This window comes from Peribacillus sp. YIM B13477 (genome assembly GCF_042787955.1).
Classification (GTDB): Bacteria; Bacillota; Bacilli; order Bacillales; family DSM-1321; genus Peribacillus; species Peribacillus frigoritolerans.
On the sequence record NZ_JBHZPD010000002.1, the window covers coordinates 301,132 to 327,080 of the forward strand.

The following is a 25,949-nucleotide window of genomic DNA, read 5'->3' on the forward strand; positions in this document are numbered from 1 at the left end:
ACACGAAAGGAGCCAGGCGTTTCTTTTACGCCCTTTAACATGAATATAATAATCAGTACTCTTAACGCAAAATATATCCATACATCGCTATCCATCCGATATTTAAAAGCTTACGCCCAGCCTGATTATGATGTCCAGCTGGCAGAATATACGATAAAAGATCCAATTATGAACATCGTTGGTGACCTTCATTCCAAAAAACCTGATGTCATAGGGTTCAGCTGCTATATTTGGAACATCGAGGAAACAATGAAAGTCGTAGCCATGCTAAAAAAAATCAACCCGGAATTGGTCATCATTCTCGGCGGACCTGAAGTCACCTATGATGTTGGGGAATGGCTTGATCAGATTCCCGGGGCAGATTTCATCGTAATAGGTGAAGGTGAAGTCACCTTCAAGGCCCTTTTATCTGAAATTGAAGGTTCGAATGACTATAAGAAGATCGGCGGCATTGCGTACCGACAAGATGGAAAAAAAATCATCCAGCCTCAGAACGGCAAGGTTGATTTAAAATCCCTCCCTTCTCCATATCGTTTGGAGGAAGACCGCGGCGACCTATCTAAACGTGTCACCTATATCGAAACTAGCCGAGGTTGCCCGTTCAGCTGCCAATTTTGCCTTTCATCGATTGAAGTGGGTGTCAGGTATTTTGATCGTGAAAAGATCAAAGAAGATATCAGGTACCTTATGGCTAATGGTGCAAAGACGATTAAGTTCGTTGACCGAACCTTTAATATCAGCCGAAGCTATGCCATGGAGATGTTTCAATTCTTAATCGATGAGCATCTTCCCGGTGTGGTTTTCCAGTTCGAGATCACGGCGGACATCATGCGTCCGGAAGTTATCCAGTTCTTGAACGACAATGCCCCTGCAGGACTGTTCCGCTTTGAAATAGGGGTACAATCGACGAATGATCATACGAATGATCTAGTAATGAGAAGACAGAATTTCGAAAAACTGACCAGGACCGTAACCATGGTAAAAGATGGTCAGAAAATTGATCAGCATTTAGACCTTATTGCCGGTTTACCGGAAGAAGATTATCATTCTTTCCGAAAGACCTTCAATGATGTTTTCGAGCTTAGACCCGAAGAGATGCAGCTTGGTTTCTTAAAGATGCTTCGTGGAACCGGCTTACGGATACGAGCCGATGAACACCAATATATATACAGCGAACATGCTCCTTATGAAATATTGGGGAATAATGTTTTATCCTTCGATGACATTGTCCGTATTAAACAAGTTGAAGATGTACTTGAAAAATACTGGAACGATCATAGAATGGATCATACTACTGAATATCTTGTCAAAACGGTATTTCAATCACCGTTCGACTTCTTTCAAGATTTCGGTACCTATTGGGATGAACAAGGGTGGTCACGAATCGGCCATCAGCTTGAAGACTTGTTCAGACGTTTACAGCAGTTTTTGGCTTCCCGGGAATCTGCCGAACTGAAAAACATTATCGGACTCATGAAATTGGATTATTTCATGAATCAAAAATACAAACCACGTAAACCTTGGTGGGAAGCTTCATTAGATAAAAGTGGTCGGAAAGAGATATATGAATATATTCTCAATAAGCCTGAACAGCTTGGTTCCTCTTTCACCGCTTTGGCCCTGAATGAAAAAGAAATACACAAACACACGTTGCTCGAGGCACTTCCCTTTGATTTGGAAACGTATTTAGCCGAGGGAACAATCGTCGATAAACCTTCATTCATGCTTGCCTATTTTGATCCGAGTGGTAAGGGATCAACGATTTTCCCTCTTTCAAAATCCGGCAGCATCATGCTTTAATAATAAGGACGGACCCAAGGCTGGGTCCGTCCTTTTTTACTTATCACTTTCACGTTTTTTATTTTCTTTTGCCAAAATTTCATAAATTTTAGTTGCGTTCATATCGCCGCTGAATTCGATTCCAAATTCAGTTCGTACATGTTCACCCATCTTTTCCCCGCTGTTCCGTTTTTCTTTATCCATTACTTCTTCCTTTTCTGCCTTGCTTTGAATTGCGGTTGGCACCTTTCATTGCATTTTCCTCCATTGCGAACTCATTGGAAAATTCATTTTCAGCTTGATTTCTTTTTGGCGTTTTACTTGCTTTGACAGCTCCATCCACATTGGCTTTCCGTTTCATTTTCATCCACCCTTTTTAATATAGTTTACCTTTTAGAATGGGGTAAAAATGCCGGAAATTATTCAGGGATAATATAGGGACAGACGAGAAAAATAACCGTAAAACGAAAAGGGAGACACTACATGAAAAAGAAATTGGACTCACCAATTGTCAACGATACACAACCACACCAAATTAACGCACCAAGCTTTAAAGGGACCGGCATAAAACCTCAGGCTCCATTCGTCAATGATTATGGAGTCGTCATTGGCGACAGTAAATATGCCTCTGAAAACTCACCACTCGAAAACTGGAGCGAGGATACAGACCCGGAAATCATGGCTGGAGACGAATGGGTACACCCCACCAATGATATAGGCTGGAATTCAACTGAAAACCGCCAACTATTAGAGTCTAAAATAGCGCCGCAGCCGCCTTTCATGCATCCAGATAAAGATGTTGGCACTGATACGGATTGAGGCGTGCTTTCTTTAGGGTCAAAGGAACAAGTGAAATCCTATAAGGGGTGCATCATACACCCCTTATTCTCACTTAACCTGCAAAATCAACTTCCCTTTCGTTTGCCGGGCGTTCATTTCCTCATGAACGGCTGCTGCCTTTTCAATTGGGTAGATGCCCCCGATAGTTAACTTAAGCTCCCCAGACGCAACGTATGCAAAAAGGTCTTGAATGCTAGGCAACAGCAAATCCGGGTTTTTCATGATCTGTGGCAGGAAAAAACCCACGACGGATTGATTGCGCCTCATTAATTGTTGCGGGTTCATCGTATAAGGCTTACGACTTGCATTGCCAAAAACAACAAGACGTCCAAAGGGAGCCAAACATTTCAATGTTTTATTGAAAATATCCCCTCCAGCCATTTCCAGCGCGACGTCTACTCCCTTTCCTCCCGTGACCTCTCGGACTTTCATTTCCCATCCTTCTTGCGTGTAATCAATGAGTTCATCTGCCCCCATCTCTTTAGCCAGTTCCAACTTTTCCACTGTACTGGCGGTGGCAATCACTTTTCCAGCCCCGAAGATTTTGGCTAACTGTACGGCAATCGTTCCCACTCCCCCACCAGCAGCATGGACCAATACCGTTTCCCCCTGTTGCATGCGTCCCATTGTCTTAAGAATATGATAGGCGCTCAGACCTTGGAGGGGCAAGGCAACAGCTTCATGGAACTGAATGGCATCAGGAAGCGGAATGGCCGAGAATTCATCAGAAAGGGCATATTCTGAATATCCACCAGATTCAATTAAGCTGACGACTCTTGTACCAGGTTTGATTTTGGTCACCTTTCCACCAACTTCCACCACTACGCCAGCCACTTCCGCACCGGGAATGAACGGAAGCGGCGTAGGAACTACATATTGCCCTTCCCTTCTGGCTGTATCTGCATAATTGACGCCTACACAATCGATTTCAATCAGAACTTCATGCCCTGTTGGCACAGGTCTTTCCATTTCAGTCAATTTCAGTACTTCCGGTCCGCCGTATTCTTCAAAATGAATAGCTTTCATCTTTATCCCTCCCTTATTAATTTCCTGTAAATTCCGGCTTTCTTTTTTCTTTGAATGCCGCTACCCCCTCCAGATGATCTTCCGTGGAAGCCATCAAGGTTTGCGTAATACGTTCCTGTTCCAGTATTTCATCAAGTGTAGCCGTAAATGAATGGCTGACGAGCTTTTTCATCATCCCATATGCTTTTGTCGGTCCATTTGCCAGTTTTACCGCAAGTTTCAATGATTCCTCTTCAAGTTGATTGAGTGGATATAAATAATTAATGACACCTAGCTGATATAAGCGTTCTGCAGAAATTGGCTCGGCCGAAAAGAAGAGCTGCTTTGCAAGGTGGGGCCCTACTAATTTAGGTAAAAAATACGAACCCCCTCCATCAGAGATCAGGCCTACCTGTGAAAAACTCATGGCAAATTGACTATCATCGGAAGCCACGATCAGATCACAGGCGAGTGCCAAATTGAATCCGGCACCAGCAGCAAATCCATGGACGGCAGCGATTACAGGAACCTCGGAAGCATCCAGAGCCAATATGCATTCATTCATTCTGCCAACATGATCATACAATTGACCTGCAGAGGCCTGCCCCATTGACTTCACATCGCCTCCTGCAGTGAATGACCTTCCCGCACCTTTGATGATGACTGCCCTTATATGCGGTGTTTGTTTAACATCCTTAATCGCTTTCGTTAAGCTTGCAATCATATCCGGACTAAATGCATTCAAGCTTTCAGGGCGATTCAAAGTCAGGATCATTACATTATCGATTACTTCTTTCAATAAGTGTTCTTTTAACATTTACCCATCCCCTTTTTCTATTTGATCAACCAGCCGCCATCCACCAATAAATCCGTACCAGTCATATAGGAAGCCTCCGGGGAAGCAGCAAAGGTAATGACATTACTTATTTCCTCCGCTTTCCCCACTCTTTCCAGTGCCGTGTTCCGCTGAATGGACTTCACGAATTTTTCATTTTGCAGTCCATCCTCCGTCAATGGCGTTTCAATGAATCCCGGTGATACGGAATTGACCCGAATGCCGACCGCAGCGAGTTCCAGTGCCAAAGATTTCGTTAAACTGATGACTCCGGCTTTAGCAGAGCTGTAATGCGGGATGAACGCTCCTGCCTGATGTCCTGACAGTGAAGCAACATTCACGATTGCCCGATTGCTGGAACCTTCATTTCCGCCACTAGCTCCTTCTTCCATCAATTTCCCCAAATACTTGGAAACTAGAAAGACACTTTTCAAATTGACATGTTGAATCATATCCCAATCAGCTGCAGATGTATCCAGGAGCTTCGAGGACTTTGAACCACCTGCGTTATTGATTAAAATGTGAAGGTCACGATATTTTCCCTTCACATACTTGGCCAGCTCCATTACCTCTTCCTCGACGGTAACATCTGCAGGGAAAATATCAGCAACCGGAATCGGATGCCTGGCATTGATTTCTGCAGCTGCTTCCTCCAGCTTTCCTTTCGTCCGCCCTACCAACAGCACTTTTGCCCCTTCGTCCGACAAGCGAATCGCCGTTGCTTTCCCAATACCAGAGCCTGCACCAGTAACCACCGCTATTGACTGCGAAAACCTCATCCCCTTCACTCCTTATCTGTATTTTTGAACTACGTTTCCTGCCTTTTCAATTCCGCTTCGATCCTTCCATCCACCAACTCTGGTACAAGATCCAACGAACCTTTTTGCGCCGCCAATTCCAAATCGGCGATCAAACTATGTTTGTCAAACAACTGTCCGACATACGATGATTTCAGGATATCAAAGGCATTTTCGCTATTCGTGCGATAAAGCGCGTTGGCAGCCTTTGCTGCATCGTTGAGTATGAACGTACCTTGTGATCCAGCAATCAGGCAATCTATCAAATGGCCTGCACCGTAAAAGTCTTCCAGACTGAATTCACCTGAATTTCCCGAACAAACGATGAGGATCGTTTCTGTTTTATGATATTTTTTTATTTTTTCCGCAACAGACGGATTATTCAACAAAGAAGCAATATAAACCCTTTTGGCAGCGGCTGAATGCCTCAACGCGACCGTTCCATTAGTAGTTGACAATATTAAAGTTTTGCCGCGTACCAACTTACTCAATAGCGTTGGACTTGGATACATTAAATCATCAACCGGCTTTGCTTTTAGTTCTCCTGCCACTACAAAATCCCCATGGTCCAAGTCCTGGCTTTTCACCAAGGCATCCAGTGGATCCATGACAGGTATCACCTGGCGTGCTCCATCATGAAGTGCTGAAATAATCGTGGTAGTCGCTAATAACACATCCAGGATGACCGCAACTTTCTCCCCTTCTTGAAGCTTTTCCACATCTATCTCTTCTTTTTTTAGTAGTAAATGAATGTTTTGAATATATTCCATTTTATTAAACTTCCTTCGCAGCTACATTTGCAGCATGAGTGAGTAAGCTTTTCACCGTTTTTCCAAGATTGGAAAAACGGGGATCATCAGTCTGGCCTTTTTTATATCGATAATAGATTTGCTGAAGGATGACAGCTAACTTAAAATAACCAAAGGTTAAATAAAAATCGACGTTGGTAACATCCCTGCCACTTCTTGCTGCATACGTCTCGATAAACTCCCTTCGGGTCAGGAAACCAGTTAAAGTCGTGACGGACGCTTGACCCACACCGATTTTGATAAGTTCCGGGTCACCGCTTTCAGTCCAGTAGCTTAATGCCACTCCTAGATCGGCTAGCGGATCACCAACGGTGGACATTTCCCAATCAAATAAACCAACCATCTCTGTAAGGTCCTGATTGAACATGGCATTATTGATCTTATAGTCATAATGGATTATTGAAGTCTGGCTATACTTCGGGATATTCTGTTGAAAATAATTAATAAGCGGACGTATTTCCTTTATTTCATCAGTCTTTGCTCTCTCATAGCGGGAAATCCATCCGTGTACTTGTCTTTCAATGAAGCCTTCAGGTTTGGATATTTCGACCAAACCCGTTTTCTCATAGGGAATCGAGTGAAGATCAGCAAGCCGATTCACCATCACATATGAAAGCTGTCGGCACTTTTCAACAGTAGGCTCGATTCCCTTCGGAAATTCAGTATCTATTACAATTCCATGTTTCCTTTCCATTAGGAAAAAAGGGGCCCCCGCAACCGATTCATCTTCCGAGAACAGAATAGGCTCGGGAGCTGCTTGGAAATATGGGTTGATTGAGGAAAGGATATGGTGTTCACGCTTCATATCATGTGCCTTTGGAGCAACAGGGCCAAGCGGCGGCCTTCTGAGAACAGCCTCCCACTCACCAACTTTCAGCTGATAGGTCAAATTGGAATAGCCCATAGAAAATTGTTGTAATTCCAACGGTTCATTTGGAAGGTCCAATACATTTTTTCTTAGGAAACCTTCTAATGCACCAATATTCAATTCCTCGCCGGGCCGAACAGGAATCGTATCGTCAACCATGTTCTTCCACTCCTTTAGCCTTTGTCATTCTAATTATGAACAAGATGTGAAATGAGCTTTTCTTTAATAAATTCAGGAATAGGTTCACTTTTTTGTTTCAAAAAATTAAAACAGACTAAAACTGCACTTCCTTTAGCAATCACTTCCCCAGTTTGTGAACAGAGGATATCATGGATCATATCACAGCTTTTCGTACCTACCTTTGTCAAAGATGTACGAATGGTCAAGAGTTGATTGAAATATCCCTGAGCAATAAAGTCGCATTTAGTGGAGGCTAACAAAAAATTCCAAGATTCTACATTTGTCGCTAGGCCTAAAGCTTCAAAAAATTTCATGCGTGCTTCTTCGAGGTATACGAAATAGCTTGTGTTATTGATGTGGCCCAAAGCATCCGTTTCGGAAAAACGGACGTTGACTTCCAATTCATGCATAAGCCCCCTCCTTGATTAACGATGTACGAAAGCAGGTTTACGTTTATCCAAGAAAGCGGAAACCCCTTCTTTAACATCTTCAGTTTGGAAGATTTCTTCAAAAAGATTCGTTTCAATCTCTAGACCTTGTTCAAGTGTTGCCTCACTTCCTTCATTAATCGCCTTCTTGATTCTCGAAAGTGCCTGAAGTGAGTGCCTTGTCATCCGTGAGGCCAAGATTTTCGCTTCCGATAAGCCGCTGCCTTGCTCAACGACTTTATTGACAAGCCCGATCTTTTCCGCTTCCGCGGCACCAAGCGGATCACCGGTAAATATAATCTCTTTTGCCTTTGCATTACCTACAAGTCTTGACAAACGCTGTGTACCGCCAGCTCCAGGGAATAAGCCTAATTTCACTTCCGGCAGTCCGATTTGAACTTGTGTTTCAGCTACTCGCAAATCACAGGCCAGTGCCAGTTCGCATCCGCCGCCCAAGGTCAGGCCATTTAATACAGCTATCGTAGGTTTAGGAAACTGTTCGATTTTAGTTAGGACGGCATGACTTTCCTTTACCATTTCTTTCATATTCGGGTTCCCCATCATGCTAGGGAATTCTTTTATATCAGCTCCGGCCGCAAATGCGATATTGCCTGCACCGGTTATGAGTACCGCAACAGTTTCAGTATCTTTTGAAAGTTCATCGAAAGTTTCTCCCAATTCTCTGAATACTTGTTTGCTGATTACATTTAATGGAGGATTATCGATGGTGATTACCGCAAGCTTATTTTCCTTAACCACATTAATTAATTTTGTCATCAATTCTTCACTCCTTGGTTTGGATAATCATACCAGCCTTTTCCTGTTTTCCTGCCCAAATGTCCTTTATTCACCTTTTCTTCTATACAAGCATTTGGCTTGTCTTCTTGATTTCCAGTTTCATTGAAACGCTGCTGCATGACAAAATACCCTACATCAATACCTGATAGATCCATCAGTTCAAAAGGACCAATGGGATGGCCTAAAGCTTTCCTGCAGATCAAATCGATATCCTTATAGTCAACAATTCCTTCTTCATACAAATATAAGGCCTCACGCTGCAACGCTCCCAAAATTCGGTTGGCTACGAATCCCGATATCTCTTTCCTCAACAAAACTCCTGTCCTATTCATATTCTCTGTGACTTCCATTGCAAGCTTCGCTGTTTCCTCGGATGTTTGGTCACTCATTACAACCTCAACACAATCCATTACTAGAGGCGGGAAAAAGAAATGCATATTAATGAACTTATCCGGACGATTCGTCACACTCGCAATCAGGCTATTGACAATCGTTGAACTATTCGTTGCAAAGATGGTTTCTGCTGGGGCCAGTTCTTCAAGTTGGGCGAAAACCTCCTGCTTCACATCAAGTTTTTCAACTACCGCTTCAATGATCAAATCAGCCCCCCTGGCCGCTTTCTCAAGATCGGTGGTATATTGAAGACGGCTAAAAGCAGCCAATTTACGATCTTCAGACAATTTTCCTTTTTGAACCCATTTAGTCAAAATGACGTCCAATTTTTCTTTGGCTGCATTCAACGCATTTTCATGAACATCCTGAAGAATCGTTTCGTAACCTCCTAGTGCAGCAAGCATCGCAATTTGATGCCCCATCTGCCCAGCCCCAATAACGGTAATTGATTTAATTTGCTTGTTGGCCATGCCTTCTATCTCCCTTCGACTAACCGGTTAGTATGTAACCTGGTCACGCTTCAATTCCCTGCAGAATCATCCCCATAAAAATGGCTGCAACTTCCTGTTCGGTTTTTTCACCTTCTGGGTCGAACCAATGATAGCTCCAATTGGCCACACCCAAAATAGCAAAAGAGATGATCGATGCATCGAGATTGGAACGCAGTTCTCCGCTCTCGATGCCACTAATCAGAACTTGCTCGATTTTATTACGGAACTCATCCCGCTTAGGAAGGATTTGTGCAAGCTTATCGTCACTTAGATTCTTCATTTCACGGAAAAAGACCGTTGCGCTGGATTTTTTGGTTTTAATGCTCTTTAAAAGCATCAAGACCATATCGAAAAGTTTATCCTTGCAGCTTTTCCCAGATTCCAACATGATTCTTTCCTGCTCACTAAGCAACTCGTCGATATAAGCTAGATGAATATCCATTAGCAACTGCTCTTTGCTCGTAAAGTAATAATAAAACGTTCCCTTCGTCACCCCGACCGATTCGACGATATCAGAAATCGATGTTTCACTAAAGCCCTTCTTTTCAAATAAGCGTATGCTATGTTCTGTCATTTTTTCTTTCATGTATGCATCCTCGCAATCTGTTAAAATTTCAGCTGAATTGATATCATACGCTTTCGTGCTATCAAAACCCTTTTATTTCCTGGAAAGTTCTTCTCTTAAAGCCCGCCTTAAAATCTTTCCGACATTTGTTTTCGGTAACTCTTCACGAAATTCAACGAAATGCGGAACTTTATAAGCCGATAGGTTTGCACGGCAGTAATCGATGATTTCCCGTTCATTGGCCGTTTTATTATTTTTAAGTACAAGCACCGCTTTTACCGACTCCCCTCGGTAAGCATCTGGAACTCCGATGACAACGGCTTCCTGGACAGCCGGATGTTCATAGAGAACTTCCTCGACATCTCGCGGATATATATTATAACCACTTGCGATGATCAAATCTTTTTTCCTGTCGACAATATAGAGGTATCCATCTTCATCAACTTTGGCGATATCACCCGTATAAAGCCAACCATCCCTTAGCGTAACCGCCGTTTCCTCTGGCATATTCCAGTAACCTTTCATCACTTGAGGCCCTTTGACGACCAATTCCCCCAATTCGCCGGATCCCACTTCCTTTGTTCCGTCTTCCAGGTCCATCACTTTATATTCAGTCGAAGGGACACCAATCCCTACGCTCCCAGGTTTCCTTTTTGCAAATGCCGGATTACAATGCGTTGTTGGAGAAGCTTCCGTAAGACCGTAGCCTTCCAATATCTTCGCACCTGATTTTCGTTCGAACTCACGCAGCAGTTCCACGGGCATCGGTGCGCTTCCGCTGTTACAGACCTGAATGGAACCCATTCCATATTCTTCTGCCTTCGGATGATTCGTCAACGCTACATACATGGTCGGTACACCAGGAAAAGTGGTCGGCTGTTCACGCTTAATCGTTTCCAGCACTTCTTCTATTTCAAATCGTGGCAGCATGATGGAGTCACCCGCGATATACACGGATAAATTCATTGCGGACGACATTCCAAAAACATGAAAAAGCGGGATGACCGACAGCGTTCTTTCAGTACCTATTTTTAATTCATGCTTGAAGAATTCATACGTTTGAACGACATTGGCCAGAATATTGCTGTGTGTCAGCATCGCCCCTTTTGAACGGCCAGTCGTTCCTCCTGTATACTGAAGAACGGCTATATCATTTTCCGGATCGATTGATACGGGATTGATTTTTCCGTCTCCTGTCTTCATGAATTGATCAAAAGACGCATCAGGCTGAAAATCTGCATCCGAAGTCTGCAGGCTTACGACGATAATATTTTGCAAATTTGAATGTTGCTGCACACTTTTCACTTTCGGGTATAATCCATCCAATACAACGATCGTTTCTGCACCGGAGTCCTGTAAAATATGCTGCAGCTCCCTTTCAACCAGCATTGGGTTGATTTGGGTGATAATGGATCCTGTTGTCAATGATCCATAATAAGCTATTACGTACTGCGGACAGTTAGGCAGCATGATGGCGACACGATCACCTTTTTGAACACCTTTTTTTTGCAAGGCTGAAGCAAAGGCTCGCGACGCATGAAAAAGTTCCTGATAAGATATCTTTCGGTCATAAAAAGTAATAGCTGTATTGTTTGGATGGGACTCACATGCATTTTGAAGGATTCTTTGCATCGGGAACTCAGGGACTTTTATTTCCTTTGAAATTGAATCAGGATAAACGGAAAGCCATTTTTTTTCATTCATCATTTCATACCCTCCAGCCATATTTACTTACCTTTCATTACTTTGCATGTGAACCCCCATCGACGATCAAAATATTACCAGTCACAAAATCAGATGCCTTTGAGGCCAGGAAAACCGCTGCCCCTTTCAAATCATCATCACTCCCTAACCTTTTTAGCGGCGTGGAATCCAGGATAGGATTCTTTCCTTGCTCAAGAACCCCTTTCGTCATTTTTGTCGGAAAGAAACCGGGTGCGATTGCATTAACATTGATATTATGCTGACCCCATTTAACGGCTAAATCCTTCGTTAAAGTAATGACCGCCCCTTTACTCGTATTATATCCGACCGTATCGAGCACCCTCGGGTCGGTACCCCCTAATCCGGCAACGGAAGCGATGTTTATGATTTTCCCATGTCCCTGCTCGATCATGACCCTGCCTGTTGTCTGGCTCATGATAAAGGTTCCGGTTACATTGACATTCATCACCTTCTGCCACGCTTCAAGGGGCATGTCGACGGCTGGTGCCCCCCAGGATGCCCCGCTATTGTTCACTAATATGTCGATGGCACCAAATTCACGGTAAGTTTCGTTAACGACTTCCTGGACATCTGACGGATTGGTGATATCACACTTGAAGGAAAGCGCTTTGACTCCAAGCTTTTCGATTTGCGAGGCAACTTCGTCACATGCTTCCTTCTTCCTTGAACAAAGTACGACATTTGCCCCTGCTTCGGCAAAGCCGGTCGCTATTTGTGCTCCCAATCCTCTCCCTCCACCGGTTATGATCGCCGTCTTTCCAGTTAGATCGAATAAGTCGGTAACTTTCATATTTTCACCTCATGCTTTTGTTGGTATTTTCGAAGTTCTATTTTAGCAACTTGTGAGCGGTGAACTTCATCGGGACCATCAGCAAGCCTTAAAGTCCGTGCATTGGCCCAATGAGCAGCAAAAGGGAAATCATCGGAAATCCCGGCAGCTCCAAAGCCTTGGATGGCCCTGTCCAGCACATTCAATGCCATATTTGGCGCCACCACTTTTATCATCGCGATCTCCGCCTTCGCTTCCTTGTTCCCGACGGTATCCATCATATAGGCAGCTTTTAAGGTCAGAAGTCTTGCTTGTTCGATTTCAATCCGTGAATCAGCAACCCACTCCATGATTACACCTTGTCTCGCCAATGTTTTACCAAAAGCGACACGTTCTTGAATGCGCTTACATAATTCTTCAAGTGCTCTTTCAGCCGCGCCGATCAGCCTCATGCAATGATGTATCCTTCCCGGTCCGAGCCTTCCTTGGGCAATCGCAAATCCTTTTCCTTCACCCCATAGAATATTCGTTGCCGGGACCCTTACATTTTCAAACGTGATTTCGGCATGGCCATGCGGGGCATGATCATAACCAAACACAGGGAGCATTCTTTCGATTTTGACACCAGGTGTATCGAGCGGGACAAGAATCATTGACTGTTGTTCATGCTTGGCCGCCTCAGGATCTGTCTTACCCATGACGATGGCAATCTTGCATCGGGGATCGCCTGCTCCTGAAGACCACCATTTTCGGCCGTTGATGACATACTCATTACCCGCCCTTTCAATCCTGCATTCGATATTGGTCGCATCGGAAGACGCCACTTCCGGTTCCGTCATCGAGAAGCATGAACGGATTTCTCCAGCAAGCAAGGGCTTCAGCCAGCGTTCTTTATGTTCATCCGAGCCATATCTCACCAACACTTCCATATTACCAGTGTCCGGCGCATTACAGTTGAAGATTTCAGGTCCTATCGTCGACCTACCCATGATCTCGCAAAGCGGGGCATATTCTAGATTTGTTAAACCCGCGCCATAACAGCTATCAGGTAAAAATAAATTCCATAATCCTTCTTCTTTTGCTTTTGCAGTCAATTCAGATAAAATCGGGGGAATTTCACTCCAGCGGCTTTCCTGTGCTTCGAGCTGCTTTTTGTATGTCGATTCATTTGGGTAAACGTGCTTCTCCATGAATTCCGTTAACTTCTTTTCCAGATTTTTCACCTTTTCAGTATGTTCAAAGTGCAAATTGAATTCCTCCTTTTAACTTACTAACCGGTTAGTATGTTATTACTTTTAAATTATATACACAAGATTCTGACTTTTTCAACAATTGAATCTTTTGTTTTCTTGTCATTCAAGATCCTGTATCTTGACCTTTTCGTTCTCACTATATTGCTTTTGTTGCACGATTGGAAAAATACAAACGATTTTCGTACCTTTTTTCAGTTCACTTGTGATGAATACTTTTCCGCCATGCTTTTCGATGATTCTAAAACAAACGGAAAGACCCAAACCCGTTCCTGATGTTTTTGTAGTGAAAAATGGTTCTCCTACTTTTTGAAGGGAGTTTTCCGGAATACCATCCCCTTCATCCAAAATGCTCAAAAAAACTTCCCCATTTTTTTCATTTATGCTCACAAATATATTTCCGCCATTCGGCATCGACTCTATGGAATTTTTTATCATGTTTATTAGCACTTGCTTGATTTGGTTTTCATCAAAATACATAAAAATTGGTTCTGAATCATAATTTTTATGAATTTGAATATTGTTCAGTACGGCATTTGTCTCCAACAGCGTTACGGCATGGTTGCAGCTTTCCTTTATATCCTTCTCAAGGAATACCGCCCCAGCGGGTTTCGATAGCAGCAAGAGTTCATTCAGCACTTTCTCGATTCGATTTATTTCCGAAAAAATAATATCGTAGTATTCCTGCTTTTCGGCACCGCCATCTTTAATCAGCTTCACGAATCCCATTATCGCCGTCATCGGATTCCTGACCTCATGTGCAATCCCAGCCGCAAGTTGGGCAGCCGTTGATAACTTGCTTGATGTGATGGCCAAATGTTCGTTTAGGCTCACAAGCTTTTCCTCCGCATGTTTACGTTCATTAATTTCCGATAATATGCCCGCCGTCCCGATGAATTTCCCAGCGTCATCGTAAATAAGTTTAACGAATGCCTCCACCCAGCTTGTTCCCTTTTTCGCATTTAGTTTAATGTCCGCACGAAAATATTTATCCCCTCGATGAAAGGAGTCCGCAAAGGCCTTTAATACGTCTTGATAAGAATTGTTATCCATATGTTTAGAAAAGTGAAGCCCCAGGGATTCATTCACGGATGCACCACTCATCGATTTCCATGCCGGGTTTAAGTACAACCATTTTCCTTTATCATCCGTTTGGAAAATAACCTCATTGAAGCTATTGACCAATTCTTTAGAGTAATTGGAGAAAATGCGATAACGCCCTTCACTATCCTGCAATAAAGCGATCGTTTTCCGTTTATGATCATAGATGGCACCCAAACACCAGGCTATGGTTAAAATTACGACTAAATATATTCCTGCAAAGGCGGAAAACCCCCGTTCTTCATGACCCAGCCACCCTATATAGGGTAATATCAATACAAAAAAAAGAACAGGGACAATGATCCTTCCAGTATATTTCTTCACATTCTCCACCTCCTTACCAAAATGATTTATACTTCATCCGATCGAATTCCAAGTAAGGGATCAAATTATGCATATTTGAAATGGCAGGACACTCACTTATAGGTAAATTTCAACATTTTATCCATGATTCCTGCAAACAACACAAAAAACCTTCCCACGGGTGGAAAGGTCACTGTTCAACTTAAATCATTTACCCAATGATGACGCGTTCTTTTGGATAATGGAAATTTTCCGTAACTTCTTTATGGCCTATGATATACAGGAGGGAGGTTATCCCAACACGGCCAATAAACATAATGATCATAATGACAATTTTACCGGTATTGCTGAGGTCAGGTGTAATTCCCATCGAAAGGCCGACTGAACCGAAAGCCGAACATACTTCAAAAATGATTTGCATCAAAGTGAAATTTTCGGTAATGGATAATATGAAGACCGCCATTATGCAAAGAAGCGATCCCATGATCATAACCGCTGTCGCTTTTCGGATATCATCGGGATGAATCTCCCGTTTGAAAACTTTTATGGAACGCCTTCCTCTCATGAAATTCCATAAAAATAGAATCATGATGGCCAGTGTAGTTGTCCGGATTCCTCCCCCGACTGAACTTGGGGAGGCTCCAATGAACATCAATATGCTCAACAACAAAAGGGTCGGTTCCGAAAAGTCACTCACATTCATGGTTGCCAACCCGCCGCTCCGCGTATTGGAGGACATAAATAATGAGTAAAAAAACGATTCATGCCAGTTCTTATTTTTAAAGAACCCATTAATTTCCAGAAGGTAAATCAGGATCGTTCCTCCAACGATAAGGGAAAAGAAAGTGACTGAGGTCAGCTTCGTGAACAAAGAAAAATGAAACTTATAAGTACGTGCCTTATTGGACAAAAACTCCCTCAGTTCAATCAAGACAGGAAACCCAATGGCTCCAAGGGTAAGCAGCATAATCGTTATGAACTGTACAAAATAATCGTCTTTAAATGGAATCATCGATATACCGGTAATATCAAAACCAGCATTCGTGGTGGCACTTACGGCTAAAAATAAGCCATTTAAAAAGGCTTCTTTCCCGTTGGGAAAATAATTCAGAAAGTAAATGCCTAAAACGAGAGCCCCTATCATTTCAATTACGACAAAAATCTGAATGATTTGGATCAATAATTTAACAAGACCGGAAAGATTCGATTGGTTTTGATCTGTCATGATCAATTGTCTTTCCTTCAAGCCGATTTTCTTGCCCACTATAAGCCAGAAAAAGGTTCCGAGTGTCATGATGCCAATACCGCCAAATTGGAGAACGAACATGAGAATGAAATAGCCTACCTCATTATACACTTCGGGCAAACTTACAACTGTTAGACCTGTTACACTAACTGCACTTACGGCTGTGAATAAAGCATCCATGAACCCAAATTCCACGCCTGGCTTAAGAGCGACCGGCAGACTCAACAGTACGGTCGAGATGCTGACTGCCAAAACATAATAACCGACGATAAGCTGAGCTGGTGTTAACTTTGATAATATTTTTTTGATAGCAAACATAAAGAGTTTCCTTTCTTGCTCCTTTATAGCTATGCAAATCACATAACCATTAAAAATCTAGTTTACCCTTTTTTCATTCTTTTTTCCATTCTCTTTTAAAACTGTCTTACTTACAACAAAAAGGCAGGTTTACCAATAAGTTTGATACTGCTCGTATAAGTAAAACTCCACATTCTACTTATACTATCATTACAGCGGCAAAAGCCGTTGAAAAAGCAAAGGGGAGATTCAAATGGCTAACAGCAGTAACAACCTTCTTGTTCCAGGAATCGAACAAGCATTAGAACAAATCAAATATGAAATTGCATCTGAATTCGGTGTACAATTAGGTTCCGATACTTCAGCACGTGCCAATGGTTCAGTTGGCGGAGAAATCACGAAACGTCTTGTTCAACAAGCACAATCTCAACTTAAAGGTCAATAATTCACAATTAAATATCCATGGCTAAGAGTCCAGCTCCATGCTGGACTCTTTTTAATGATTATGTCCATTTCCATTTCCATTATTGCCTCTACCCCTTTTCGACTTATCCCAATCTTTCTTATCTTGTTTATACTGCTCACCCTGTTTACCTTGTTTAACTTGTTTTTCCTGCCTATCCTGTGGATCCTGTTTATCTTGTCTATCATGTTTATTTTGCTTATTTTTATTGTCGGGCTTTATAGAATCATCACTATTCTTTTCTTTGAGTGATGAAACTTTTTTCACATCGAACTTTTTATCTTTCTGTTCATTTTTCTGCTTGTCCTTTGATTGGTTGCGGTGAAAGCTATCCGATTTCCCTTTTGACTCGTTGCTTTTTTCCTTATATCCATTTATCGCATTCCGTCTTCCACTTGTATCTTCCCGTTCGGTTTGTTCCTTAATTTCGGTAACTTCCGCGTTTTTCCGTTCAGTCGGTTTGGCTTCATTGGCCGGCTTTTGTTTTATTTCATTTTCATTATTCTCTTTTTTCTTTTCTTCATCCGATTTGTTTTCCGCACTTGACATTAAGCCCTTTTCTTTCGGAATAACAACGTTTTCCTCGACTTTTTTAACTGGCGCCGGGGCAGGCTCCCTCTTATTGACCTTTATCTTATCTTTATCTTCATTCAACTTCTTTTCGAGATACTTACCCGTGGATATGCCTTGTTCCCTAGCTTGCTTCCGATCGCTTTTTGTTGCCTGGATCACTTTCATCTTTTTTTTGGAAACATTATCCTGCTCAGATATTTCTTTTATTTCCTTTTTTAAATTCTTATCCAGTTCTTTATTTTTTTCCATTAACGTTGTGGAAACGACTATTTGTTTATTTCCTTTCAAATAACCAAGTTGCTTCGTCGTTTCAACGATTCGGTATGTGACAGCCTTTATATCCTTGCCTTTCCAGTCCTTCAGCTGACCGATCACAAGCTTTCCGTCTTCATTTAATCCTGTAAGCTTAAGAACTTCTAAATCATCGTCAAGCTCCAATTCAATGCTTGGATTCACATCTATCGTCATATATGCCGACACAGGACCAGAGAAATAAGAAGGAAGTATTGAAAAGAGAATCAGGAAGGTGGAGGCAATGCTTAGCACGGCCGTTTTTTTGAAAGATGAATGAATATTGGAAAAGGCTAAAGTGAATTTTTGTTTTGCAGGTGAAAAAGTGATTTCCTCACCCACTTCATATTCCCTTTCCTGCCTTTTGGTTTTCAGAAATTCACCCTCGGGGGTCAATAGGGTTACAAATCGTTTATTAACTGAAAGAATAACTCCTTTTTTCATTCATCGATAGCCCCTTTTATATAATCATTCAAATACAAAAAATCTCCGTTTATTATGATTGCCACGGCAATGATGTATTTTCTGTTCCGTTCAATCGTTTTTCTGCTTACTTCCACTTTTCCCTCAAGCTGTTTTACGGGCAGCCGCTTTTTTGCAAACAGGATTTCCTTCAGTTCGTCATCTTCCATTAACAATTTAGCGATCATAATAGCTCCCTTCCTGGCATCTGCATGTTTGGGAGAGTTTTCAACTAAATCCTCAAATGACAGACCAAAATCCTCTAGATGGCTTATATAAAGCTGAATTTCTTCTTTTCTTCTTTCCGATTCCTTCTGCATCTCGTATTCATTGATGGAATTTTCATTATCGATATATATTTGGCTTTGATCATTCTCATCATTCAGTGTTAAATCCAATAGGATTTCTTTTTGTTTGGACTGGCTTCTTAAATAATCTATAACCCTTCGTTTAACGAGGGTTTCGGCAAATGCCAATAAAGAACGGCCTTTTTCCGGGGAGTATTTTTCAATTGCCTCGTTAAAAGCAATCATTCCAATACTGAATTCATCATCTGATTCGTATATGTAACGTTTGCAAACCGATGAGACTGTTTTTGCAATAAAAGGTTTGAATGACTCTATAGTATCATTACGAAGGCTATTATCGCCTTGTTGAATTTTCAATACGGTTTCTTCTAAAGAACGCTTTTTTTTGAATGCTGTAAACAACAAACCAAGCATTTGCTCACCTCGCTCCTGTTGAACATAAAATACGCATCAACATACTTATCTTAAGCGGAGGGAGTCTAAAAGACAGTACCAAAAGAACTATTTTTGCGATAAAAATGAAATCACACAATTTATCAACATGATAAAATACTTAGTTTTTTCTCGTTTGTTACAGTGCAATTACAGTAAAATATCTTTTTCCGTTTTTTTGTCAAATACAATGGGACAATTGTCATTTTTATAACCGGAATTTAATATTCACATCTTTTAACATATCATTCGTAAACATACCTGCGCTTTTGAGGGTCATCTCCTAAATACTTTAAGAAGCAAAAAAAATAGGCGTGACCGGCACGCCTGTTTTTTTTAAGCTTCCTGTATTTTTTTCTCTTCTTTCTCTTTTTTTTCTTTTTTGCTTGAAATGATCCATGCACCTGCTGCAATTCCAATCAATACAGTCCAGAAAATCGATTTCCAAAGAGTTGATTCAGGGAAATGATGATCAATGAAAGCAAGTGAAGGGTGTGCAAGTGTGTGTACCGCCAATTTCACACCAACCCAACCCACAATCAAAAATGCTGCCGTTTCAAGTGAAGGACGCCGATGAAGCAGCTTAACGAACGCATTTGCTGCAAATCGCATAATGATCAACCCGATCATACCGCCGAGGAACATGACAGCGAATTGCCCTCCGTCAATACCTCCGACTTTCATCCAGCCTGTTGCAGGAAGTGTAACAGCCAGCGCGACGGCGGCCAACATGGAATCGATTGCGAAAGCGATATCAGCCGCTTCAACCTTTACCACGGTCATCCAGAAGCCGGATTGCTTTTTAGGTTTCGTGACTTCCTTCTCACCTTTACCAGCGTATTTTTTGTAAATGTGCTGAAAAGCGATGAAAAGTAAATAAATCGCACCGATTGCTTGAACTTGCCACACCTCGACAAGAAAGGAAATAAGGAATAGACTGGCAAAACGGAAAACAAAAGCTCCCATCAGACCATAAAACAAGGCTTTCCGCTGTTGTTCTTTTGGCAAATGCTTAACCATGACAGCCATGACGACTGCATTATCTGCAGCCAGTATCCCTTCTAATCCAACCAAGATAAGTAGGACCCAGCCATATTCCAATAACATTGATGCTTCCATCCATTCAACCTCCAATAGTGGTATTTCCTTCCTATTGGCATTGGCAAAAAGAAAAAGACCTCTGCCGTATAGGCAAAGGTCTTGCTGAACATGAAATCATGTCAACAAAGCCGATGAATGTTTAACATTCACGTAATGACGACTTTGTTTTAGGGCGAACCCTAACGCTACTCCCCTTTGAAAAGGAAAATCAGTTATTAAGTATATTAATAGTATACGCGCTCGTTATGAAAATAACAATCTTTTTTTATATTTATAAATGGATCTCATTTTCTGTTCCTTTTGGATAATTTTATCAACGATAAATATTCTTTGCCGAAACGAATCCAGTTCGGTTTGGCAGAAAAATAGTTCTGAAACAGCGATAAAAAACTCGTGTATTTCCCTTCATATGGATACCATTGTATTTCTGTATCGTTTTTACCTTTATCGATCATGATTGCTTTTTCATGGCAGAAAATCTTCAATCCATGCTCGCCATGATAGCGGCCAACCCCACTTTGTTTGGCACCGCCAAAGGGTAAATGATGATTAGCAACCGTAATCAGCACATCATTGATCGTGACCGCACCGGTTACTAACCGTGACGCAATCCGACTTGCTTTTTCCCTATCCATTGTCCAAACGCTGGAATTGAGTCCATATTCACTTTCATTTGCCAGGGCGATCACTTCTTCCTCCGTATCGAAAGGCACAACAGGCAACACGGGTCCGAACGTTTCTTCTTTCATGATTTTCATGGAATGATCGACATTGGAAACAATCGTCGGCGGAATGAAATGGGTCTGCCCCGTTTTCCACTCTTTCGGAGGTGTTCCGGTTTCAAGTACGGCCCCTTTATTCAGTGCATCCTCCAGTTGGTCAGCCACAATATCGACCTGTTTAGGGAAAGTCATTGAACCGATATCATCCTGCGATTGGACCCCCTGCCTCATGGACTTCGTTTTTTCTTTAAGAAGCATCAGGAATTCCTTATAAACAGGACGTTCCACATAAACCCTTTCAACACTCATGCACACCTGCCCACTATTTGTGAAAGCCCCCCATAGAGCCCCGTTCACAGCCCGTTCCAGGTTAGCATCACGCAGAACGATCATCGGATCCTTACCGCCAAGCTCCAAGGTCGTTGGGATCAGGTCTCTTGCTGCAACCTCACCAATCATTTTTCCGGTTTTTACAGATCCAGTAAAAAATATATAATCTGGTTTTTGCTCAGTTAATGCCGCACCCAATTCTTTCCCTCCATGGGCAAACTGTATAGATCCTTCCGGGAAACCAGCTTCAAGAAACAGATTTTCGATGCACGCCCCAACTAAAGGAGTTACCTCTGATGGTTTGGCGATCACAGTATTTCCAGCCGCTAGGGCATTAAGAATGGGAACCATGGAAAGCTGCAGCGGATAATTCCATGGTGAAATGACGAGAATCGTTCCACGGGGCATATAATGGACATAAGATTTTTTACCAATAAACAAGAGTGGAGTGGTGACCTTCCGTCCGGAAAGAGTTTTCACTGCATGTTTCTCGATATGCTTGATTGCATCGATCGTAGGCATGATGTCAGCAACCAGCGCTTCAATTTTCACTTTTCCCGCATCTTTTGAAATGACTTCTGCTATTTCATCCATCCTTTCAACCATCAATAAACGGAGCCGTTTTAAATAGTGCAGCCGTTCCTTGATGGGAAGATTCGACCATGATTGGAACGCATGTCTTGATTTCATATATATATGAGGAATCGACTTCAATGGTGTTGGGACGATTTCCGCAATCTTCTCACCTGTTGCCGGAGAAAACACTTCCAACTTGTCATGTATTTCTTCCATAACTACTCCCCTTGCTTTAACTTTTTTTATCGGTACTCCATATCATTTTTATGCTTTAAATAAAGATCGACCGAGGAGGAACACCTCCTCTGAAATGCAGCAAAACTTCTCGGCTGCACAGCTGTCAAAACGCCCTTTTAAAAGTGAAATTAGGATGCCTGGAAGAATTGATAAGAGCGCCTGAGCTCTTTTCTTGAACAGATATACGTTCTTATACTTCACTAAACGCACGAAAATTCTCCCCTGAACCCTCTTTATATAATGCCAGAGACACAGCAGCCTGTATAATATAATCGCTTGGAACCAACATCACAACCGGTTCTTTCTCTTCATAAGATTCCTGACCGATTCCCTGCCGCGCTTAATCGGTGTATTCCCCTTAAGATGAATTACACTAACAAATTCGTTTACAGTTTACAGTATCCACTGCATCACATCACGTTTTACAACTCAATTGGTGAAGCTCCATGAAATCCATCTCCATCGCAAATACCATTAACTTAATCTTCCAGACATGATAGCACTTCAAAATGGAATATATAGTAAAATTTTTTCGTTATTAACAGGAATACTCACTTTTTTATCGAAGGTAATGTATATAAGAATCGAAATTCTGATAATCCGGCAGACAAGTTTATCGGTTTTAGTGTTTAATACTGGGTAATGGAGGATAAATTCATATTATCGAATAAAAATTATTATCTATATAACCGATTTTCCGTTACTATATAAGAAGGCGATTTTTTCGCGCATACATATTTGAGGTGAGCGCACAAGTGAAAAGAATAATTAAAGCATACGACTTCCCTATTTTCATCGCTGTCGTATTACTCTGTTTGTTTGGTTTAGTCATGATTTACAGTTCGAGCATGATCACTGCTGTCGCTCGATACGGCCAGTCCATGGATTTCTTCTTTGAGAAACAAAAAACGGCCTTTCTCATTTCATTCGTGGCAATGATCGTCACGATGATTCTTCCTTATAAGATGTACAAAAACAAAATGTTCTTGATGTCTATGATGTTTGGCATGGCCGGTATCCTTTTGCTGTTATTTATCTTCGGCCATACAGCAGGAAATGCCACAAGCTGGTTCAAGTTAGGGACAGCATCGATACAACCTGCGGAATTTTCCAAGTTAGCCATAATCATTTATCTGGCAGCCATTTACGGAAAAAGGCAGGATCGAATCAATAGTATTGATAAAGCCGTCATCCCGCCGATTTTCTTTCTGGTATTCATCTGCTTTTTAATCGGAATACAGCCTGACTATGGAACGGCAGCGGTCATTTTCCTTATTTCAAGTACCATGATCATTTCATCCGGTATGTCTTTTAAGAGTATATTCAAACTCTCTTTGATCACTGCGATATTCGTTGCCATATTTGCATTGGGGGTGCTTGTGACAGGAAATTTCTCAGCCGTTCTTACTGAAAATAAGATTTCTCGTTTTACCGGGTTTGCAGACCCTTTCGGAAAGGCAGGAGAAAGCGGGTATCAACTCGTGAATTCCTTATTTGCAATAGGATCCGGCGGCCTTACTGGAGTGGGACTTGGTGACAGTGTACAAAAATACGGGTATCTGCCTGAATCACATACTGATTTCATCATGGCCGTCATTGCAGAAGAGCTCGGGATATTCGGAGTGGGATTCGTTCTATTGACACTAGGTTTTATCGTCCTGAGGGGATTTGTACTTTCAGCTAAATGCAAAGATCCATTTGGAAGTCTTTTATTGATCGGCATCTCATCCATGATCGGCATTCAAGTCGGTATAAACGTTGGCGGAGTGACCGGACTTATCCCAATTACAGGGATCACCCTTCCATTCATCAGTTATGGAGGTTCTTCCTTACTGCTGCTCATGCTTTCAATGGGCATATTCCAAAATGTCGTCATGCGAATGAATTTACTTGAACAGAAAGAAAAAGTCGTGTCCATCCCAAAAGATGAGATCGCGTCTTCAAAATAATCGATCAAATCCCCCCTGACATTTCTGCTAATGTCAGGGGGGATTTGCCTTCTCTGAAGGTTTTGGATGTAAAAAAACAGGCAGTCGAATCCGACCGCCTGTTTTTTCATTTATAATGGATACCGATTTTAGTAAAGCCAGAAATCAGGCTAAGCAAAGGACAAAGTAGGCAGAAAAATGCAAACGGAGCATATTCAAGGGTTGAAACACCCAAAACCTGTGTCAGGAATACACCGCAGACACCCCAAGGAACCAAAGGATTCACAACTGTTCCCGCATCTTCAAGTACCCTCGCAAGCGTTTTGGGCTGCAAGCCTAAATCTTCATATTTCTGCTGAAAAGCTTTCCCAGGCAGTAAAACTGACAAATACTGTTCACCTACAAGGAAATTCACGCTGACACCTGCAAATACGGTAGCGGAAATCACTTTAGCTACACTCGTCAATGAATCCTGGATTGCATTTAGAATAGAAGGTATGACTCCCAACTCGAACAATAGTCCCCCCATCGCCAATGCCAACAACACCATCGAAACGGAGAACATCATACTTTCAATTCCGCCCCGCGATAGGATTGAGTCAAGTTGTTCCATTCCACTCTTCAGTACAAAACCGCCGTATAAGATATCCGCTAGTTTTGCAACCGTCAAACTTGGGGTTTGTATGAATGCAATGACAGCCGCCGAAATGATCCCTGCCGACAATGTCGGAATCGCTGACACCTTTTTCAAAGCCATGGCAAGAACGATGACAAACGGAATCAAACTCCATATGCTTATATTCGTTTCCATCTCAAGGACTTTGGTCATGGCTTCGATTTCCTCAACACGACCCACTTTGACATTCGGTGAAAGGAAGTAAAAGATGATAAGCGATATGAAAAAACCTGGAATCGTAGTCCAAAGCATATTTTTAATATGTTCAAATAATGATACTCCAACCGTTTCCGAAGCAAGGTTGGTCGTATCGGATAATGGAGACATTTTATCGCCAAGAAATGCTCCGGAAATGATTGCCCCTGCTGTGATCGCCAACGATAAATCCATCGCCGCCGCCATGCCTATGAAAGCAACACCGATAGTGGCTGAAGTTGTAAGTGAACTCCCGATACAGAGCCCTAGTAGCGCTGTCACAAGAAAAGTGACCGCATAGAAGGATTCACCTGAAATCCAGTCAAACCCATAGTACATGATGGTAGGGATCGTTCCGCTTGCCATCCAGATCGAAATTAACATTCCAATGAAAAAGAATATATAGATGGCTCCCATACCAGTGCCTGCACCTTTGACGATAGCTGCCTCCATAATCGAAAATGGCAGCTTCTTGAACTTTCCATAAACAAATAAAAATAGAATGGCCGCTATTATTGGAATATGGGGGGCAAGTCCATAATGTATGATACCAGTTGCAATGATTAAGAAAAGAATGGCCAAAACCCCGATTGCTTCAGGTAAGGAGAGTTTTAGCTTTGCATCTTCAAGACGCATGATGTATTTCCCCGCTTTCATGTTGTGTATTCACTGAGGTAAGGATCGGACCTTTTCACCCCTCATAATTACTGAAACGCTTTTAAGCACTAAAGTTACTAGCTAAATATAAAGGAGTTTCAGGAGATTGTCAAAGGAATAATAATCTATTTTAGTAGAATTCGATTCTTCATTTCCTTTTTATCACAAAACGAAAACCCATACTTTGCTTCGTATAGGCTCAGCCTAGTATACCCTAAGATATAAGTCCTCTTCTTTGCTTTGCAAATTCTTTAATTATAATCTTATTTTGATTAATAGCGAATTTTTGCAATTGATACTTTTTGCGACGCATCTTCCTGGGCTTATACCTTTATTAAAACGCCATTCATACCTTTTAAACTATCTATTTTATTAATTTACCTTTACCTTTAACAGAGCCTTAAATAAAAATAGCCAACATCTCCTCTTTTCAAAAAAAGGTTAATGTTATACAATAAGTTTGTTAAGTATTTCACAAACTTCCGTTGAAAAGTATCCATCCAAAAAGGATGGATACTT

General features: G+C 41.9%; 25 protein-coding genes. 4 read left to right on the forward strand and 21 right to left on the reverse strand.

Annotation, left to right across the window (positions count from 1 at the left end):
* Positions 1 to 39 precede the first annotated feature (39 nt).
* A complete protein-coding gene (locus tag ACFX4H_RS08175; protein WP_095391730.1) occupies positions 40 to 1,800 on the forward strand; it encodes a B12-binding domain-containing radical SAM protein in 1,761 nt (586 codons plus the stop codon).
* A gap of 36 nt (positions 1,801 to 1,836) precedes the next feature.
* On the opposite strand, the gene ACFX4H_RS08180 is transcribed toward ACFX4H_RS08175, so the two are convergent.
* Together ACFX4H_RS08180 and ACFX4H_RS08185 are read right to left on the reverse strand one after the other, a co-directional pair.
* Positions 1,837 to 1,983, reverse strand: coding sequence for a hypothetical protein (locus ACFX4H_RS08180; RefSeq protein WP_164468810.1), 147 nt, complete (start codon positions 1,981 to 1,983; stop codon positions 1,837 to 1,839).
* A complete protein-coding gene (locus tag ACFX4H_RS08185; RefSeq protein WP_057278994.1) occupies positions 1,976 to 2,140 on the reverse strand; it encodes a hypothetical protein in 165 nt (54 codons plus the stop codon). The genes ACFX4H_RS08180 and ACFX4H_RS08185 overlap by 8 nt, the downstream gene beginning before the upstream one ends.
* 122 nt (positions 2,141 to 2,262) lie before the next feature.
* Here ACFX4H_RS08185 and ACFX4H_RS08190 point away from each other — a divergent pair, with 122 nt between their 5' ends.
* Positions 2,263 to 2,598 carry a DUF3905 domain-containing protein gene (locus ACFX4H_RS08190; protein ID WP_241637099.1) on the forward strand — a complete coding sequence of 112 codons (336 nt, stop codon included), beginning with the start codon at positions 2,263 to 2,265 and terminating at the stop codon, positions 2,596 to 2,598.
* Positions 2,599 to 2,667: 69 nt separating this feature from the next.
* Here the strand turns inward: ACFX4H_RS08190 and ACFX4H_RS08195 are convergent, their stop codons facing one another.
* The 14 genes from ACFX4H_RS08195 to ACFX4H_RS08260 all read right to left on the reverse strand — a co-directional run bounded on the left by ACFX4H_RS08195 (position 2,668) and on the right by ACFX4H_RS08260 (position 16,557).
* Positions 2,668 to 3,645, reverse strand: coding sequence for a quinone oxidoreductase family protein (locus tag ACFX4H_RS08195; protein ID WP_377434880.1), 978 nt, complete (start codon positions 3,643 to 3,645; stop codon positions 2,668 to 2,670).
* 16 nt (positions 3,646 to 3,661) lie between these two features.
* Positions 3,662 to 4,441 (reverse strand): enoyl-CoA hydratase/isomerase family protein, encoded by a 780-nt coding sequence (locus ACFX4H_RS08200; protein ID WP_098936665.1) that lies wholly within the window; start codon positions 4,439 to 4,441, stop codon positions 3,662 to 3,664.
* Positions 4,442 to 4,458: 17 nt separating this feature from the next.
* Positions 4,459 to 5,238, reverse strand: coding sequence for an SDR family NAD(P)-dependent oxidoreductase (locus ACFX4H_RS08205; RefSeq protein ID WP_241637101.1), 780 nt, complete (start codon positions 5,236 to 5,238; stop codon positions 4,459 to 4,461).
* A gap of 29 nt (positions 5,239 to 5,267) precedes the next feature.
* Complete coding sequence (locus tag ACFX4H_RS08210; protein WP_377434882.1) at positions 5,268 to 6,026, reverse strand: 2-phosphosulfolactate phosphatase; 759 nt, start codon at positions 6,024 to 6,026, stop codon at positions 5,268 to 5,270.
* A gap of 4 nt (positions 6,027 to 6,030) precedes the next feature.
* Complete coding sequence (locus ACFX4H_RS08215) at positions 6,031 to 7,092, reverse strand: phosphotransferase family protein (RefSeq protein WP_377434883.1); 1,062 nt, start codon at positions 7,090 to 7,092, stop codon at positions 6,031 to 6,033.
* Positions 7,093 to 7,121: 29 nt separating this feature from the next.
* Positions 7,122 to 7,523, reverse strand: coding sequence for an acyl-CoA thioesterase (locus ACFX4H_RS08220; RefSeq protein ID WP_377434885.1), 402 nt, complete (start codon positions 7,521 to 7,523; stop codon positions 7,122 to 7,124).
* Positions 7,524 to 7,538: 15 nt separating this feature from the next.
* Positions 7,539 to 8,318, reverse strand: a complete 780-nt coding sequence (locus ACFX4H_RS08225) for an enoyl-CoA hydratase (protein ID WP_034314182.1) — start codon at positions 8,316 to 8,318, stop codon at positions 7,539 to 7,541.
* The gene (locus tag ACFX4H_RS08230) at positions 8,318 to 9,202 is read right to left on the reverse strand and encodes a 3-hydroxyacyl-CoA dehydrogenase family protein (protein WP_241637105.1); all 885 of its coding nucleotides are present in this window, start codon (positions 9,200 to 9,202) and stop codon (positions 8,318 to 8,320) included. The genes ACFX4H_RS08225 and ACFX4H_RS08230 overlap by 1 nt, the downstream gene beginning before the upstream one ends.
* 43 nt (positions 9,203 to 9,245) lie before the next feature.
* The gene (locus ACFX4H_RS08235; RefSeq protein WP_034314187.1) at positions 9,246 to 9,809 is read right to left on the reverse strand and encodes a TetR/AcrR family transcriptional regulator; all 564 of its coding nucleotides are present in this window, start codon (positions 9,807 to 9,809) and stop codon (positions 9,246 to 9,248) included.
* 72 nt (positions 9,810 to 9,881) lie between these two features.
* Positions 9,882 to 11,492, reverse strand: a complete 1,611-nt coding sequence (locus tag ACFX4H_RS08240) for a long-chain-fatty-acid--CoA ligase (protein ID WP_377435286.1) — start codon at positions 11,490 to 11,492, stop codon at positions 9,882 to 9,884.
* 37 nt (positions 11,493 to 11,529) lie between these two features.
* Positions 11,530 to 12,303: an SDR family oxidoreductase gene (locus ACFX4H_RS08245; protein ID WP_034314189.1), complete on the reverse strand. Its 774-nt coding sequence runs from the start codon at positions 12,301 to 12,303 to the stop codon at positions 11,530 to 11,532.
* Positions 12,300 to 13,529: an acyl-CoA dehydrogenase family protein gene (locus tag ACFX4H_RS08250; protein WP_377434887.1), complete on the reverse strand. Its 1,230-nt coding sequence runs from the start codon at positions 13,527 to 13,529 to the stop codon at positions 12,300 to 12,302. Before ACFX4H_RS08250 ends, ACFX4H_RS08245 begins: the two co-directional genes overlap by 4 nt.
* Before the next feature lie 105 nt (positions 13,530 to 13,634).
* Positions 13,635 to 14,957: an ATP-binding protein gene (locus ACFX4H_RS08255; protein ID WP_377434889.1), complete on the reverse strand. Its 1,323-nt coding sequence runs from the start codon at positions 14,955 to 14,957 to the stop codon at positions 13,635 to 13,637.
* A gap of 190 nt (positions 14,958 to 15,147) precedes the next feature.
* A complete protein-coding gene (locus tag ACFX4H_RS08260) occupies positions 15,148 to 16,557 on the reverse strand; it encodes a TrkH family potassium uptake protein (protein WP_377435288.1) in 1,410 nt (469 codons plus the stop codon).
* A 175-nt stretch (positions 16,558 to 16,732) separates the two neighbouring features.
* Here ACFX4H_RS08260 and ACFX4H_RS08265 point away from each other — a divergent pair, with 175 nt between their 5' ends.
* Positions 16,733 to 16,924: an alpha/beta-type small acid-soluble spore protein gene (locus ACFX4H_RS08265; protein ID WP_034314196.1), complete on the forward strand. Its 192-nt coding sequence runs from the start codon at positions 16,733 to 16,735 to the stop codon at positions 16,922 to 16,924.
* A 51-nt stretch (positions 16,925 to 16,975) separates the two neighbouring features.
* On the opposite strand, the gene ACFX4H_RS08270 is transcribed toward ACFX4H_RS08265, so the two are convergent.
* The 4 genes from ACFX4H_RS08270 to ACFX4H_RS08285 all read right to left on the reverse strand — a co-directional run bounded on the left by ACFX4H_RS08270 (position 16,976) and on the right by ACFX4H_RS08285 (position 21,953).
* A complete protein-coding gene (locus tag ACFX4H_RS08270) occupies positions 16,976 to 18,250 on the reverse strand; it encodes an anti-sigma factor domain-containing protein (protein ID WP_377434890.1) in 1,275 nt (424 codons plus the stop codon).
* Positions 18,247 to 18,990, reverse strand: coding sequence for an RNA polymerase sigma factor SigI (gene sigI / locus ACFX4H_RS08275; RefSeq protein WP_034314203.1), 744 nt, complete (start codon positions 18,988 to 18,990; stop codon positions 18,247 to 18,249). Before sigI ends, ACFX4H_RS08270 begins: the two co-directional genes overlap by 4 nt.
* A gap of 354 nt (positions 18,991 to 19,344) precedes the next feature.
* A complete protein-coding gene (locus tag ACFX4H_RS08280) occupies positions 19,345 to 20,127 on the reverse strand; it encodes a TerC family protein (RefSeq protein ID WP_249597089.1) in 783 nt (260 codons plus the stop codon).
* A 266-nt stretch (positions 20,128 to 20,393) separates the two neighbouring features.
* Positions 20,394 to 21,953, reverse strand: a complete 1,560-nt coding sequence (locus ACFX4H_RS08285; protein WP_377434891.1) for an aldehyde dehydrogenase family protein — start codon at positions 21,951 to 21,953, stop codon at positions 20,394 to 20,396.
* Between the two features lie 776 nt (positions 21,954 to 22,729).
* Here ACFX4H_RS08285 and ACFX4H_RS08290 point away from each other — a divergent pair.
* The gene (locus ACFX4H_RS08290; RefSeq protein WP_364278869.1) at positions 22,730 to 23,923 is read left to right on the forward strand and encodes an FtsW/RodA/SpoVE family cell cycle protein; all 1,194 of its coding nucleotides are present in this window, start codon (positions 22,730 to 22,732) and stop codon (positions 23,921 to 23,923) included.
* 106 nt (positions 23,924 to 24,029) lie between these two features.
* On the opposite strand, the gene nhaC is transcribed toward ACFX4H_RS08290, so the two are convergent.
* The gene (gene nhaC, locus ACFX4H_RS08295; RefSeq protein ID WP_377434892.1) at positions 24,030 to 25,409 is read right to left on the reverse strand and encodes a Na+/H+ antiporter NhaC; all 1,380 of its coding nucleotides are present in this window, start codon (positions 25,407 to 25,409) and stop codon (positions 24,030 to 24,032) included.
* Between the last annotated feature and the right edge of the window lie 540 nt (positions 25,410 to 25,949).